This window comes from Candidatus Hinthialibacter antarcticus, assembly GCA_030765645.1.
GTDB classification, from domain to species: Bacteria; Hinthialibacterota; Hinthialibacteria; order Hinthialibacterales; family Hinthialibacteraceae; genus Hinthialibacter; species Hinthialibacter antarcticus.
In genome coordinates this window covers 1-13,281 of record JAVCCE010000034.1, presented here as the reverse complement: position 1 = coordinate 13,281, position 13,281 = coordinate 1, and the positions used below count along the sequence as shown (strand labels likewise).

Below are 13,281 nucleotides of genomic sequence, written 5' to 3'. Positions count from 1 at the left end.
TGCATAAGGGCTTGAAAGCCCGCACTGAAGCAAGCAGAGTTGTACCCATGCCTGATACAGCGAAAGATCAAGAATTTACGAAAAAGCGTCAAAAAAACGCAATTCAATTTGTGATAAAGTATCCAAATACCGGAAGAACCTAAAATAAATCAAAAGGGCGCAACACGCTGCGCCCTTTTTCTGTGAACATGAATTGTAGTGTGGGTTCTTAATCCACCAAAATCTTACCCAAACAAATTTTTGCGGACAATGGTTTGTTCGCGTCCGGGGCCGACCGAGATCAATGAAACCGGGACACCCACCCAATCTTCAATCGCTTTGACGTACGCCTGCGCGTTGGCGGGCAATTTGTCAAATTCGGTGATGTTTGAAATGTCTTCTTTCCAACTGGGGACGGTTTCATACACGGGTTTGCAGAATTGGTGTTTGTTGGAATCCGCCGGCATGACGCTGTAGGTTTCGTCGCCGCATTTGTAACTGGTGCAGACGCTGATTTCAGGCACTTCGCACAGAATGTCTAAGCGGGTCAGGGCGATGCCGTCGAAGCCGTTTACCCGGTGGGTATAGCGCAGCAGCGGGATATCGAGCCAGCCGCAGCGGCGCGGTCTGCCAGTGGTGGCGCCAAATTCTCCAACCGGCCCGGCGTTGCGCAGGCGGTCGGCTTCTTCATCAAAAAGTTCTGAGGGAAACGGCCCCGAACCCACGCGGGTGGTGTATGCCTTGGCGATGCCCAAGACGTAATCAATTTTACGCGGCGGGATCGCGCTGCCGGTGCAGACGCCGCCCGCAGTCGTGCTGGATGACGTAAGGAACGGATAGGTGCCGTAATCAATGTCCAGCATGGTTCCTTGCGCGCCTTCACACAGAATTCTTTTGTTTTGACTCAAAGCGTTGTCAATCAGTTCGCTCGCGTCGCAGATGTACGGCGCGAGGCGCTTGCCGCAATCAAGGAGCAATTGATAGATCGCTTCGAGGTCGACTGGCTCGCCGCCGTAGACGGATTGAATAATCTTGTTCTTGAGAGGGACGGTCGCTTCCAGGCGCTGACGGAGCGCGTCTTTATCTAACAAGTCAAACAGGCGTACGCCGCAACGCGCGGCTTTGTCCATATAGGCGGGGCCGATGCCGCGTTTGGTGGTGCCGATGCCTTTTTTCGCCAGGCGCTCTTCGTTGAGTTGATCAAGCAGGCAGTGGTATTCGAGGATCAGGTGCGCCTGTCCGCTGATTTTGAAGCGTTCGGGGGTGATCTCGATGCCTTGTTCGTTCAGGCCGTCGAGTTCTTTGATGAGGTTAATCGGGTCAACCACAACGCCGTTGCCGACGATGTTGAAGGCCTTCGGATTGAGTATGCCGCTTGGGATCAAGTGAAAGACGTACTGCTTGCCTTCGACGTAGATCGTGTGCCCGGCGTTATTGCCGCCCTGGTGTCTGGATACGACATCCGCGTCGCGGCACAGAAAGTCGATGATCTTGCCTTTGCCTTCATCGCCCCATTGGCATCCAACTGTCACAACAACAGACATAAATATATTCCTTTAATTCTGAAATCAACTGCAAAACGAACAATTTTAGCGTCAGAACGCAAATGTCTCAATGACAATGGAGGGCTGGCTCTTACGCGAACAGGTCGCGGCCTTCCATTTCATCGGGGAGGGGCAAGCCGTAATGGGTTAGCACGGTGGGGGCGAAATCATAAATCGAAGGCTGATCGCCGCTGATTTTTTTGCTGCTGAAGAACATGCCGGGCACATGCACGGAGGCGAAACTGCAATGGTCGCCGCTCCATTTTTCGAGGTTGTCTTCAATAATGACATTGGATATACCGCCGAGGCAGGTCTGCCATGAAACGCGATAGCCTTCGTTGAAACCGACTTGCAGATCGGGGCAATCGTGGGCGTCATTGGCGTAACTTCCATGCCAGATTTCATCACGCAATTTGACTTCGGTGACGGCGCTGGCGTTGTCACGGCCCGGGCGGTCGTCTTTGAGTTGGACCAACTGGTCTGCAATTTCGCGACACAAGTCTGGGTAATCTTTCGGATCAACGGCGCCGACTGCTTCACGGCCTTTGAGGTTGATGTAGACCTGGCCGAGTCCTAACGCATAGGCTTTTGTTTTCGGCCAATCGACATTGGCGAAGAATGAACTGTCATCTTTTTTGAGCAGGTCGTCTAACTTCATCACGCCGCCGAGAGGCGAGTCGCCTTTCAATGTCATGTAGCCGTTCTTCCAAAGCCAAGTGTTGAGGTTGACCTGGTAGCGCCAGGATTGAAAGCCGTGATCGGACATGACCAGCAGGGTCGCGTCAGGGTCGTCTTCAATTTCTTTCATCATGCGTCCGACGATTTCATCCATCCGCACCCAGATTTTTTTGATGCTGTCGCCGTATTTATCCGCGATTTCCTGGTTGTAGAGTGGATGCCCGGGATCAATGCAGCGCATGTACATGTGGCTGACGCGGTCGGTCTCTGAGAATACGGACACGAATACATTGCTCTTGTTGCGGCGAAACGATTCAAAGGTTTTCTGTTCGCGTTTTTCCATCAGGTCGAGCAGGTCTTCGAGAAACCCTTCGTCTGATAGATGCCCATCTTTGAGGCCGTGCGTTTCCGCCGCCCAGCCGCGCGTTTTAAATAGGCCGCCCGTCCATTCCACCAAATCTTTTGAGAACCGCTTTGGCGATGAAATCGGCACGGCGGGGTTGCGCGGGTCAATATCGGGAGACGACATGAAGATGCTGATTTGGTTGCCCAACTGTTGCGGATAAAATCGGCAGATGGCGTGAACGGCGATGATGGGCGTTACGTCAAACGACACGGAGAACCAATCGCTCCATTCGTTGAGTTTCGCTGTTTGGGTTTTGCCCTGGACGGTTACTTCAACCGTATCCTCACCCGCTATTTTAAATGTGACAGGTTCTTTGATGGGGCGGCTCAGCGAGTCGATCTCTTTCGAGAGTTCATCCCAGGTTTTCAGCAATTCATAGGTTCGCTCGCGAGCGGTCGAGGCGGACGCGTCTTTCTCTTTGACGAACGGTTTACCTGCTTCAAAGAAGCCGCGTACGGAATCAATGCGCGCCCGCGTTTCGGCGTCTTGCAAATAGGTGAATAGAGAGAACGACTGGATAATGCGCTTGCCGAAAAAGTCGCGGGTGAGCGCGATGCCTTCCTCGGAGGCATGTTCGCTTTGCAGCGTATAAAGATGTACCTTCCACTCCGTCCATTCCAGGCCGGTGAGAAGGCGCTCTTTTTCTTTGTCATTCTTTTTTTGGTTGACGACCGGGTCAAACGGGCCCCAAATCACGCTGTGATATTCGTCGCTTTGTTTTTTAAGCGTTTCGACTTTGCCGCCGAACACGGTTTCTTCAAACGCTTCTTGGCCGCTGTCCGGCTGATAGACAAAGTGGTGAAAGGACGCCTGCATCCCGCGTACGTCGGGCACGCCGAGCCCTGAAAGCGTGTGCCCGTAATGTAATTTCGGCGGGGGGAAGGTGCAGGGCACTTCGAGAAGCGTGGTGGGGACGCCGTTATCGCCGAGGACGTCCCAGAACGCTGTGCCGCCGCGCTGGTTAATCGCTTTCGGCATTTGGATCGGCAACGAGTCAAAAATAAAACGCGGCAGCTTTCGGCCTACGAACGATTCTTCGGTTGGAATATAGGAACCCGATGGGCGCCGCAAAAAATCATAGACGCCGTGCTTGCCGGGATTGGCGCCGACGGCGAACGACGACCACGCAACGGGAGATTCGGGAGGCGTACTGGTCTTAAGGTGTGAATAGCTCCCTTGCGCGGCGAGTTTTTGCAGATTGGGCAGGTCGTCCCAATAGCGTTCGACCAGGCGCGGATCAACGCCGTCAAACCCGAGAATGATGAATCGCTTGTTGGTTTGAAACAAAGGCGGACGCTGTGGTCTAAAGATCAAATACGACACGCCAGCCGCCAGGAAAAATAAAAACGCCCGCCGCGTCCATTTGCGCGGTTTGGCCTTCGCTTTGGGCGTTTCATATTGCGGATTTTTGCCGCCGTCCATTCAACAGATCCAATCAAGCCTAATTCATCAGGCTATATATATTGTAGTGTTATGCGCCCCAGCGATGGATGTTGCGTCAAACACGCCGAACCATAATGCAATGCGGGAAGAAATTAACTGATTGCCAAAATTCTACACGTTGGCAACCGCTCTATGATCGGAAGCATGAGCAATGCGATATAAAAATACTATCTTCTCAACCCATACATTCAAGATCGGTTGGTCGGGACTTTTCGCCAGTTAATTGTATATAAATCAAAGCGGCGGTCTTTGAGGTTTAACACGGTTCCCGAATTGCGCGCTGCGAACAGGTCGCCCAGGTTGAGGTCGGCGATGGAAACCATCTCGACGTTTGGGGTCGCGTCGGCTGCGATACCGTCGCGCGCAAAGGGAAAGTCGCACGGCGTCAGGATGCAACTTTGCGCGTATTGAATGTCCATGTTCTCAACGCCGGGCAGGTTGCCGACGTTGCCCGCCATCGCGACGTAGCATTGGTTTTCGACCGCGCGCGCCTGTGCACAGTAACGGACGCGCAAATAACTCTTGCGCTCATCCGTACAGAACGGGACGAAAATGATATTCGCGCCCTGGTCAACCAGGTGGCGCGCCAATTCGGGAAACTCGCTGTCATAACAGATCAAGACGCCAATCGGCCCGCAGTCAGTCATGATTGCGCTGAGCTCGGAGCCGCCCTGAATGTGCCACCAATAGCGCTCGTTCGGCGTTGGGTGAATTTTGACTTGCTTATGGATCGAGCCGTCGCGCAGGAAAACGTATGACACGTTTTGTACTTCTTCTTCTTCGGTCATAGTGGGGTGAGACCCGCCGATGATGTTGATGTTGTATTTCACCGCCAGGTCATTCATAAACTCTTTAAACGGATTGGTGTAACTGGTCATCGCTTCAATCGATTCAAGCGGCGTCAGTTGGCGCTCGGCCAGAGACAACAACTGCAAAGTAAACATCTCAGGAAACAAGACAAAATCACATTTATAATCCGCCACGACATCCACAAAATATTCAACGAAACTTTTAAACTCCTCAAACGACTTCACCCGGCGCATCTGGTATTGAACACAAGCGACCCGCACCTTTTGGGTATATTTCAACACGGTAGATGATTTGGGCGTTTTGGCCTCGTGGTCGATTTGCGGGTTGCGCCAGATGAGATGAGCGGCGTAACCGTGCGATTCAAGATCGACGGACAAGTAGTTTCTCAACACGCCGAGAATCTCAAACCCGTTGCGGAGCTGAAAATTTAATACCAGATCACGGACTTCTTTGGCTTGCACCGCTTCCAGATATTCTTCGGGCGTTTTGAATTGTTTTCGTTTTTTTAGATAACCGGGGATGCGGCCTCCAAATACGATGCCGTTCAAGTGCAGGTAGATGCACATTTTTTTTCGTTCGTTATAGAGCCGCTGCCCGATGCGCAAGCCTCGGTAATCTTGGTCAACGCAGACTTCCATTCCATATAGATAGTCGCCGAGTGGATCATGCCGAGAGGCGAAGCCGCCGCCGGTGATTTCTGACCAAGTGTGAGGTTTAAGCGCAATTTTTCCGCTGATGCGAAATGTTGCGCAATAGCCGACAACGATATCTTCATAGACCGCGACGAATTGGCCTTCGGCAAAATTATTGATCTGACCGCGAATCATGTCTTGCGTCATCGACATGTCGCCGGAATAGACTTTCATGGTGAGTTTAAAGATGCCAGCGACGTCTTTAAGGGTTGCGTTACGGACAATGAGTTTTGGAGTGCTTTCAGACAGTTGAATGGATTTGTCGGTCTTCTTTGTGCTGGATGCAGGTTTCTTTTTCATAGTCCCTCATTGATTCGATTAAATGGAACACTCAATTATAGCAGCATGTATCGTGCAAGAAGGGGATTAAACAAGATTCGGAAGGATTTTTCCGGCCTCGCCATCGAGCCGAATGTCCGCGTAGGGGGAGAGGATGGTTTCACCGATATTAATTTCAATCAATGGGCCGCGTTCGCTGCGGGCGGATTGCGCCCAATGGATGATATAGGGGAACAGCGCTTCTGTTCCAACGACAATCACAGCGTCGATGTCTCCAGTGAGCAGAAATGATTCCGCTTGATTGACCGCATCCAGGTTGATGGTTTCGCCGAACCAGACGACGTTGGGGCGAAGCAGTGCGCCGCAAGTTACGCACCGGGGCGGTAGTTCCGGCAGCGGCGCCCGGCGGTCTGTCTGGACGGTCTCTTCGCGAGTGCAGCGCACCTCCCAGATTGAGCCGTGGATGTGGGCGATGGATTTTGACCCCGCCTGTTCGTGAAGGTCGTCAACATTTTGGGTGAGAAGAAAGAAGTCGTCGACTTGCGATTCCAATTGAGCGAGCGCAACGTGGGCGGGGTTGGGCTTGAGGTTGAGTAGGTTTTGGCGGCGGTCGTCATACCATTGCCAAACAAAGGCCGGGTCTTCGGCGAAGGCCTCCGGCGTTGCGACCTTGTAAGGGTCGATGTTTTTCCAGACGCCGCCGACGCCGCGAAAGGTCGGGACGCCGCTTTCTGCTGACACGCCCGCGCCGGTGATGACGAAAACGCGATGGGCGTTGCGAAGCGCTTCACGCGCTTGTTCGATTTGGTTCATGTTTGAGTCAGAAACACAATGGCGACGGCGACGCTGCCGCCGATGATGGTGTTGAGCGTATTCATCCATTCGTTGCTAACGTCAATGCCTTCTTCTTTCCATTTTGCGGTAATGTACGACTCGGAAAAGAAGCCGATCCACGCGCCCATCATGACAGCCGGAAGCGCGTTGAGCGAAACGGTTTGGGTAATGCAGGCCAGCCCCGCGAACAGCGCCGCCGCGCCCATTCCCCACAGGGTGCCTTCGATGGAGATCGCGCCAGGCGTGCCGGGCGTCGCCAATTGAAATGAACCCGGCATGAAGGGATTGCGACCAAATAACTGACCGAGTTCGCTGGAGACGGTATCGCTCAGCGCTGTGGCGACCGCTCCGCAGTAAAATATGGCCAACCAGGCGTCGGCGCCGTCGAACCATCCAAATAAAACAGCCGCGAGTAAGGGAACCGCGCAATTGGCGGCGGCGTGTTTGGCGCCGCGTCTGCCCTGGTTTTCTTGCGCCCCGCCCATCAGGGCTTTTTCATGGAAGCCGATGCGCGTCGCCAGCGTCGCGAGAAGAAAGAAGGAAATTAGCAGCAGAAAAAAGTCGATCCCGCCCATGACCAGAACCAGCGTTCCAATAATCAAACCGCCGATGGCGCCGCCGCCTGACACCCAGTTCATCATTTTGGCGATGACGGCGATGATGATGTTCAATGCGATGGCTGTTCCCAACCACATCAAAGTGGTTGGGTCTGAATAGAGCGAAAAATTCAGCGGCCAACACAGCGCGGTCAAAACTGCGGCGACGACGGTGACGGTGATGTTATCGTCCCACGGCGTAGGTACGCTTTCAAACAGCGAAGAAAATAACGCTGCGATAAACGCGATGATCAACAGATGTTCTATCGTGGAAGCCGGGCCGATCCACCATAAGAAAAAAAAACCGGCAAGCGTTCCCATGAGAGTAAACGCCAACATCCCACCCAGGCTTTTCTCGGGGTTCCAGGGCAAGGAAACGAGAGGGAGATTGCGACCGACCAGGTTAGAAAAACCATCGCCGAAGGCGAGGATTCCCCACACGCAGCCTACGATGTGCAAGCGGTCGGGGAAAATCAAAATCAACAATGCTACCATCAACGGGTAGGCGCCGATGCCTTGCGTGAGCCTCTCGTTGCGGTGAAACAGCGACGGCGCGTAACGCGGCAACAGAAGAATGTTGTGAATAAACGCGGTGACCGCTAACGCAAACGCCCCGGAGGCGTTGAGCCAGGGCAACAACAAAGCGAATGAACACGCCGCGATGTGCAGCCATTGCCGTTGCGTTTCAGAAGGTTTCGTCATCGGTTACTGTTTCGCCTCGTGCGGTTAATGCAATGCAAATTTCTGTTCCAGATACAACGAATCAATTGACGGCCGTATGCCATAAAATGATTTAAATGAATCATACTCGCTTTCGCGCTGGGAGGACGAGTCGCTTTTTTTCTCAGCGCGCAACATCAAATTTTTCGGGGATTCTTCGACAGAAACAAATTCACCAACCGTAACCCGATAGCCGCGCGACTCTAAAAATAACGACCGCGACATATCAGTCAACATGTCTGCAAAGCGCTGTTTGAACAATCCATGCCGGGTGATGGGGTAGTGGGGCGCCGATTCAATTTGCTCCGCTAACTCATGTTGACAGCATGGCACGGCGACCAGCCGTTTCGCATGACGCGCGGCGCCGCAAGCGAGGGCTTCGTCGGTGGCGGTGTCGCAGGCGTGCAGGCTGGTGAGCAGATCAACCTGTTTAGGCCAATCGGCTTCGCGCATGGAAGCGCATTGAAAGCGCATTTCGTTGAGGCCCAGCGTTTGGGCGCGGCTGCGGCACTGTTGAATGACGTTGTCTGATATGTCGATGCCCAAAAACGCCGCCTTGCGTTTCAACACATTGCGGATATACCAAACCAGGGCAAATCCCAAGTACGATTTTCCACAACCGCAATCGACGATGTGGTAAGCGCCTCCCGAAGCGGGCTTCTCAAGCAAGGGCGCCATGAGTTCTATAAAATGATTAACCTGTTTGAATTTTTTGCGCATTGGCGCTTTCACGTCGCCGTCGGGCGTCATCAGGCCGATGGTTTTCAACAGCGGCGCCGCTTGGTTGGGGTCGAGGTGAGTTGATTTTCCCACCGCCCAGCGCGCGGTGTTGAGCGGCTGCGTATTTGATTCGAGCGTTTCGCGGCTGACTTTGTTGTTTTCTAGCGTAAGACGAACGACCTTGCTTCCATCATCTAAAGAAATAAACGAAGCATTGTCGCTGAGATCAAATAAAATGTCAGTGGTAATTTCTCTCGGAATAAATTCAGAATTTCCATCAGGCAACGAGCAATGAAAATCTTGGTCAGGAGATTCTGATTCAAACAATGCAATTAGCGATTGGTTATATTTGTTAACGAAAATTGATAAGGGGCCGCTTTGCTGAGCAATGGCGTTGTCGATGATACTGCGAAGAAAGAGGAGTTGGGTCGGCGATATTGGCATAGTCATTCGACAATCTCTATCCAGTCATGATTTTCAATTTCGGTCAGGTCGCCTTGGTCAGAAACCAGCGGCACAAACACGCAGGGGATCAAGGCTTCGGCTTTATAACCGTCCTCTGTCCGTTGAATGCGGGTGAGGGTTTGAATTTGCGAGTCGCCCAGCGGGATCAACATCAAGCCGCCCATCGTTAATTGTTCGGCGAGCGCGCGCGGCGGTTTTTTTGCGGCGGCGGTGACGATGATGCGGTCAAATGGCGCGTGTTCCGGCCAACCTTGCAGCCCATCGCCTATTTTGAAATTGACATTATCGCGCTGAACCGATTGGATCGACTGGATGGCGTTTTGCACCAGGTTTTCATAGCGTTCAACGGTATAGACCTGGGCGCATAAATAGGACAACACCGCCGCCTGATACCCCGACCCCGCGCCAATTTCGAGCACGCGGTGTTGTGGCTCACACGCGAGCGCATCGGCCATATACGCGACCATGTAGGGTTGAGAAATGGTGGAGCGGTCGGCGGGCAGATTGAGCGGATGGTCTTCATAGGCCGCATGGCGCAGTTCGTCCGGCACAAATAAATGTCGGGGCGCGCGCTGCATCGCTTCCAGAATAGCGGGCGTGGTCATGCCCCGCGCGGTGATCTGGTTTTGCAGCATGTCAATCAATCTGAGTTCGTAGCGTTTCATTGAGACCTGTTTACTTGTGTTCTTCGTTTTTCTTTTTTCTGAAATTATCCTATCGGTTGCGCTTGCCCTTGTAAATGCGGCGCCCCTTTGGCATAACCAAAATGATTGCATGATATGGCGTTGACCTCTATTGGATTGTGGAAAGACGAATGAACCGCTTTGGCTTACGTTCGCTGGGATGGTTGTTGTGCATCATTGGTTTTGCCGCCTATGTGCAGCACCAAATGATCAACACCGTCTTTGTCGAATCGCGCAACGATTTTAAACATCTCTATATCGCGGGCTACCTCGCCTGGCACGGCGGCGATATGTATGACTCTGAAATGATGTTTCGTTCCGCGAACCTCCTATTGAGCGACGACCCCAACACCCCGGTCGCGATCAATCCATTTGTATACCCGCCGTTTTTTGCGCTGACGTTGGCGCCTATGACGTTTTTGCCCTATGACGCAGCGTGGTATCTGTTCAACCTATTCAGCCACGTCGCCTATCTCGCATCGCTTGCTTTGCTGGTTCGATGTTTTCGCAAAGACCCCGAACCGGAAACCATCTGGTGGGGGCTGCTGCTGATCTTTTCCGCAGCGTTTTTCCCATTACAGCGCTCGTTTTGGGCGGGGCAGATGAACACCTATCTGCTGTTATGCCTGTCGGCCTCTGCCTATGCGCTGCATCGCAATAAAGAAATCCAAGCGGGATTCTGGTTGGGATTAGGCGCTGCGATTAAGGTTTCGCCTGCTTTTTTGCTGCTCTTTTTATTATATAAGAGGAAGTGGAAGGGCTTTATCGCGGGGATGATTTTGGTTAGCGCCAGCGTGGTTGTTTCGATTGCGATGTTGGGCTGGGAAGTCCACGCCGAATTTATCCACGAAACCCGGCAGATGAGTTACGGCTCATCGACGTGGGCCAATGTGGGGCAGGGCGCACAGTTCCATATCGAGCCTCATAACCAAGCGCCCTCTGCGGTGTGGTATCGTTTTCTCACGCAAAGCAATAAATCCATCGGTATTATGGATGCGCCCGCCTTGGCGAAAACCATGTCGTACCTGACGGCGCTGTTGATTGTATCGGCCTTAATTATGGTCACGCGGCCTCGGCGAGACGAGACCCAATTGTGGGAATTCTCTCTTTGGGGCGTCGCGATGCTGCTGTTGCCAAGCCTGATGTGGGACCATTATTTGGTGCAAGCCATGCTGGCTTTTGCGCTGGCGCTCCGCATCGTATTTGCAGGCCGCGCGCGTTTGATTTGGCTTTTAGCGATTGCGGTCTGGTTGTGTATGGTCCCTTATAACTATTGGCTGGAGTCGCGCTCTGTCGGCTGGGGCGTCTTTTTTGCCGCGCCGAAGTTGTATGGGTTGCTGTGTCTCTCGTTGTTTCTTCTTGTGAATCCGTTTCGTGTTGAAGACGATGACGCAACGTCTGACAACTGAATGGATTCCGTTTTAAGACTGTTATGATGGCTTACTTGAGATATACTATTTACTGAAACATTAGTCTGTCAAAAATTGATTGAGGCGTAGCATGATTGGCTTTTTTGATACAGAACTTGGGCGGGTCCAAATCTCGCCAACTGTCGTCCGCCGCTTTGTCATCCGCGAAGTGGAAAAAACGCCTATTTTTCTTTTCCCTGGGACAAAACCCGGCGAAGACGTCAGCCGTAAAGCCTTGGAAAAGAGCATCCGCATCAATTTCGTTGAAGGCAATGTTGAAATCACCCTGACGCTCTCCGTTGAATTCGGTGCGCGCATCATCAAAGAAGCGCGTGAACTGCAAGGCCGCATTTCGCGCGCCATCCACCTTGGCGCTGGACTCAAAGCAAAGCACGTCGCCGTCAATGTTGAATCTGTCTTTGAACGCAAAGAACTAGGCGAGCCGCTGCTGATTGAACATGAAACCGTCGGCGCCGATGCGGTAAACCAGTAAAATCGGGACGAAATTATGAAATCGTTTGTTTATTCCACAGCGGCCGTTGTGTTTTTTTTCATGGCTGCGCTGGGACTGTTTCTGACCGCATGGGACCCGGAATTTTTACTCATGCTGTCGATTGGCATCGTGAATTCCTTAGGCAATGGCTGGGGCGTTGCGCTGGGATTGTTTGTTAGTTTTTCGTTTTTCGCTTTGGGCTTCTACCTGTTCAGCGCAGCCATTGGCTTTGAGCCGCGCCTGCGTCAGCACATAATCTTGTCGCAAGAATCGGGGCCGATTGGCATCTCGATCGACGCCATCGAAGATTTTATCAAACGAAAAAGCCGCACCATCGAAGGCATCCGTGAACTGCAAGTGCAAGCGGAAATGATTGACGGCAGCCTGCAAGTCGATCTTAAACTGGTTTTAGAATTGAATAAAAATATTCCTGATTTCATGCGTGAATTTCAACAACGGTTAAACCGCGATCTGAGCGAAACCCTGGGAATCTCTAACGTAAAAGACGTGAACATCCTCATTCATAAAATTATCCCGCGCGAGTCGTCGAACGATCCAATTCTATTGGTGCCCAACGCATCGGGAGACGCCAAGAAACCGACGGAGACTGAAGAGCAGAAAAAACCGCAATTGCCTCCCACGGCGGATGCGTGATAGACGTGAAGCGGTCGGTTTTTCCCGTTTGGATTCCCTCAAATCCTTGATCCGTCTATTCTATTCACTGAGTCAATAAAGAAGGTTGTTGTATTGACTGTGCAAAAATATCGCAGGGGATTGGGTGAAGCGGCTTTCGTAGTAAGCGGCAAAAAACCGCGACGGAGACAAGCGTAAGCCAACCCCGAGATATTGGGCGAGAGAATGGTATGCGTTTTTTTTAATGAGAACATTAAGGATTGAACCATGAGTATTTCAAGCGACGAATTAAAACACATCGCGCTTCTAAGCCGCTTAGAACTAACGGATGATGAAGCCGAATTGTATACCCAGCATATTGGCGAAGTTCTCGACTATGTCGAAAAATTAAACGAACTCGACGTCACCGGCGTCGAGGCGACTTCGCACGCTGTCCCCATGCAAAACATAATGCGCGATGACGTTATCGAACCGGGGCTAGAGATTGATGAGTCGTTGAAAAATGCGGCGGAAAAAGAAGAACGCTATTTCCGCGTTCCGCGAGTGACGGAATAGCCGATTGGAATATTTTTATTCGGCGGCCGTGATAGATAGCGATATTGTTTATCTTAAAAAGCGCCGCAGGGGATTGGGTGAAGCGGCTTTCGTAGTCAGCGGCAGTAAGCCGCGACGGAGACAAGCGTAATCCAACCCCGAGGTGATTTGAACGCATATTTCGTTTACAATAAGGGCGCGAACCATTCGCGTCTTTTTTGGTTCATCCGGTAAGTGAGTACCTACCTTGATGGATGGCCATTTTTGGGATTCAGAAACGGGCTCCGGCATTTCACAAATTGACAAACCAATCAGGTATGGGTGGAACTCTGGGAGCGCCTGTGCATAAGGGCTTGAAAGCCC

The 13,281-nt window shown here is 52.1% G+C and carries 12 protein-coding genes; 4 read left to right on the top strand and 8 right to left on the bottom strand.

Annotated elements, in window-relative coordinates; genetic code table 11:
• Nucleotides 1-224 precede the first annotated feature (224 nt).
• From P9L94_08750 to P9L94_08720, 7 genes are all read right to left on the bottom strand, one after another.
• A complete protein-coding gene (locus P9L94_08750; GenBank protein MDP8244154.1) occupies nucleotides 225-1,523 on the bottom strand; it encodes an adenylosuccinate synthase in 1,299 nt (432 codons plus the stop codon).
• Nucleotides 1,524-1,614: 91 nt separating this feature from the next.
• Nucleotides 1,615-4,029 carry an alkaline phosphatase family protein gene (locus P9L94_08745; protein ID MDP8244153.1) on the bottom strand — a complete coding sequence of 805 codons (2,415 nt, stop codon included), beginning with the start codon at nucleotides 4,027-4,029 and terminating at the stop codon, nucleotides 1,615-1,617.
• A 209-nt stretch (nucleotides 4,030-4,238) separates the two neighbouring features.
• Entirely contained in the window at nucleotides 4,239-5,852 is a 1,614-nt protein-coding gene (locus P9L94_08740) for a carbon-nitrogen hydrolase family protein (protein ID MDP8244152.1), read from the bottom strand.
• Between the two features lie 66 nt (nucleotides 5,853-5,918).
• Complete coding sequence (locus P9L94_08735) at nucleotides 5,919-6,644, bottom strand: NAD-dependent deacylase (protein MDP8244151.1); 726 nt, start codon at nucleotides 6,642-6,644, stop codon at nucleotides 5,919-5,921.
• Nucleotides 6,641-7,963: a DUF92 domain-containing protein gene (locus P9L94_08730; GenBank protein ID MDP8244150.1), complete on the bottom strand. Its 1,323-nt coding sequence runs from the start codon at nucleotides 7,961-7,963 to the stop codon at nucleotides 6,641-6,643. Before P9L94_08730 ends, P9L94_08735 begins: the two co-directional genes overlap by 4 nt.
• Nucleotides 7,964-7,987: 24 nt before the next feature.
• Complete coding sequence (locus P9L94_08725) at nucleotides 7,988-9,151, bottom strand: SAM-dependent methyltransferase (protein ID MDP8244149.1); 1,164 nt, start codon at nucleotides 9,149-9,151, stop codon at nucleotides 7,988-7,990.
• On the bottom strand, nucleotides 9,148-9,831 hold the full coding sequence (locus tag P9L94_08720; protein ID MDP8244148.1) for a protein-L-isoaspartate(D-aspartate) O-methyltransferase: 684 nt from the start codon (nucleotides 9,829-9,831) through the stop codon (nucleotides 9,148-9,150). Before P9L94_08720 ends, P9L94_08725 begins: the two co-directional genes overlap by 4 nt.
• 149 nt (nucleotides 9,832-9,980) lie before the next feature.
• On the opposite strand from P9L94_08720, the gene P9L94_08715 reads away from it, so the two are divergent.
• The 4 genes from P9L94_08715 (at nucleotide 9,981) to gatC (ending at nucleotide 12,939) form a co-directional block, all read left to right on the top strand.
• On the top strand, nucleotides 9,981-11,258 hold the full coding sequence (locus P9L94_08715) for a glycosyltransferase family 87 protein (GenBank protein MDP8244147.1): 1,278 nt from the start codon (nucleotides 9,981-9,983) through the stop codon (nucleotides 11,256-11,258).
• Between the two features lie 91 nt (nucleotides 11,259-11,349).
• Nucleotides 11,350-11,751 (top strand): Asp23/Gls24 family envelope stress response protein, encoded by a 402-nt coding sequence (locus tag P9L94_08710; GenBank protein ID MDP8244146.1) that lies wholly within the window; start codon nucleotides 11,350-11,352, stop codon nucleotides 11,749-11,751.
• A 15-nt stretch (nucleotides 11,752-11,766) separates the two neighbouring features.
• Nucleotides 11,767-12,405: an alkaline shock response membrane anchor protein AmaP gene (amaP, locus tag P9L94_08705; GenBank protein MDP8244145.1), complete on the top strand. Its 639-nt coding sequence runs from the start codon at nucleotides 11,767-11,769 to the stop codon at nucleotides 12,403-12,405.
• 246 nt (nucleotides 12,406-12,651) lie between these two features.
• Complete coding sequence (gatC, locus tag P9L94_08700) at nucleotides 12,652-12,939, top strand: Asp-tRNA(Asn)/Glu-tRNA(Gln) amidotransferase subunit GatC (GenBank protein ID MDP8244144.1); 288 nt, start codon at nucleotides 12,652-12,654, stop codon at nucleotides 12,937-12,939.
• Between the two features lie 48 nt (nucleotides 12,940-12,987).
• Here the strand turns inward: gatC and P9L94_08695 are convergent.
• On the bottom strand, nucleotides 12,988-13,281 hold a 294-nt coding region (locus tag P9L94_08695), incomplete at its 5' end, for a hypothetical protein (protein MDP8244143.1).